The 2291-nt window shown below is 64.6% G+C and carries 2 protein-coding genes; both read left to right on the top strand.

Annotation, left to right across the window (positions count from 1 at the left end; translation table 11 throughout):
* A partial coding sequence (locus VMS96_05135) for an ABC transporter ATP-binding protein (GenBank protein HVP42791.1) occupies window positions 1–1991 on the top strand: 1991 nt, incomplete at its 5' end.
* Between the two features lie 23 nt (window positions 1992–2014).
* The coding region (locus tag VMS96_05140; GenBank protein HVP42792.1) for a carboxypeptidase-like regulatory domain-containing protein at window positions 2015–2291 on the top strand (277 nt) is incomplete at its 3' end.

Consider the following 2291-nt stretch of genomic DNA (forward strand, 5'->3'; position numbering starts at 1 on the left):
CCAATATCCACGAAGAAGAGGTCCTGGGAAAAGCCTACGACAGCCGCCTGATGAAGCGGCTGCTCACCTACCTGCGCCCCTACAAGTGGCACGTATTCCTGGCCCTGACGGCGATCGTGCTGCAATCGGGCGCCGACGTGCTCGGCCCCTACTTAACCAAGACGGCGGTTGACAAGTACCTGGCGCGCACGGCGGCGTCTGGTGCGGCCCACTCCCTCCTCGACCGCTGGCTGAGTTCGGAACCGCTCAGGGGCATGGCGCAGATCGCCGGGCTGTACGTGCTGCTGCTGGTGATCGGCTTCGTCCTGGAGTTCGTCCAGATCTATCTCATGCAGTGGACAGGGCAAAAGGTGATGTTCGACCTGCGTAGCCAGATCTTCCGCCACTTGCAGCGCATGCAGGTCTCCTTCTACGACCGCAACCCGGTGGGGCGGCTGGTCACCCGGGTCACCACCGACGTGGACTCGCTCAACGAAATGTTCACCTCCGGGGTGGTGGCGATCTTCCAGGACATCTTCGTGCTCGCCGGGATCGTGATCATCATGCTGAAGATGAAGTGGTGGCTGGCGCTGATCACCTTCGCGGTGCTGCCTTTCATCTTCGTCGCGACCATGATCTTCCGGGCCAGAGTGCGCGATTCCTACCGGCGCATCCGGGTGGCCATCGCGCGCATCAACGCCTACCTGCAGGAGCACGTGAGCGGCATCGTGGTGCTGCAGCTGTTCAACCGGGAGCGGCGTTCGTTCCAGGAGTTCGACAAGGTCAACCGCCGGCACATGGACGCCTTCAAGGACGCTATCATGGCCCACGCCGTCTATTACCCGGTGGTGGAGATCCTGTCGGCGACCGCCATCGCCGGCGTGTTCTGGTTCGGCGGCAACGCCATCATCCGCGGCATGGGCCTGGGGGCCGGGATGCAGAGCGCCCTCACCATCGGAGTGCTGGTGGCGTTCATGCAGTACGCGCAGCGCTTCTTCCGGCCCATCCAGGACCTGAGCGAGAAATACAACATCCTGCAATCGGCCATGGCGTCGAGCGAGCGGGTCTTCAAGCTGCTGGATACGCCCATCGAGATCACCTCGCCGGTCCAGCCGAAGAAGGCGGACGGGCCGGGGCGCATCGAGTTCGACCACGTCTGGTTCGCGTACCGGCGGGTACCGTTGGACGGGGATGATGTTGAAGCAAAAGCCGCGGCCGAGGGCACCCTCACCCCAGCAAGCGCAAAACCGGCGCTTGCCGGGGGCCCCGGCGGCCGCGCCACACAACCACTCCCCGGCGACTGGGACTGGGTGCTGCGCGACGTCTCCTTCGTGATCGAGCCGGGGGAGACGGCGGCCATCGTCGGGCACACCGGCGCCGGCAAGACCACCATCATCTCCCTGCTGCTGCGCTTCTACGACGTGCAGCAGGGGGCCATCCGCCTGGATGGCGTGGACGTGCGCGAGATGGACATCGCCGACCTGCGCCGCCGCTTCGGAGTGGTGCTGCAGGACCCGTTCCTGTTCAGCGGCACGGTGCGCGACAACATCCGCCTGGGCAGCGAATGGATCGAGGACGAGCGGGTCGAGCAGGCCGCCGAAGAGGTCAATGTCGCCGACTTCATCCGCAGCCTGCCCCAGGGATTCCACGAGCCGGTGCGCGAGCGCGGCAGCACGCTCTCCACCGGGCAGAAACAGCTCATCTCCTTCGCCCGCGCCCTGGCCCACGACCCGCGCATCCTGGTGCTCGACGAGGCCACCTCCAGCGTGGACACTGAGACCGAATTCCGGGTGCGCGATGCCCTCACCCACATGGTCGAGGGACGCACGTCGGTGGTCATCGCCCACCGGCTCAGCACTATCCAGCGCGCCGACAAGATCCTGGTGATGCACAAGGGCAGGTTGCGCGAGGTCGGATCGCACCAGGAGCTGCTCGCACAGCGCGGTATATACTGGAAACTCTACCAGCTCCAATACAAGGACCAAGAAGTCCAGGTCAGCGCCGACGATTAGGTCAGCGGCGCGGGATTGCTGCCATGCGCCACATTCGTATTCTGCTGGTCATTCTTTCTTTCGGCTGTCTTGCTCAAGCTCAGAGCCAAGCACCATCCTCCGACGTCGGAACGCTCTTCGGCGATGTCGCCGACGTGACCGGCGCGCCGATCTATACCGCGCACGTTCTCCTGCATTCCGCCGTCGATGGCTCCGACAAAGCGATCGCGCTGGATCAATTGGGCCGGTTTTCCGTCTCGGTCCGTCCCGGCGACTACGACGTGTTCGTTTCTGCGCAGGGATTCGCACCGTTCTCCGGCC

It is taken from the genome of Terriglobales bacterium (genome assembly GCA_035543055.1).
Taxonomy (GTDB): domain Bacteria; phylum Acidobacteriota; class Terriglobia; order Terriglobales; family Acidobacteriaceae; genus JAIQFD01.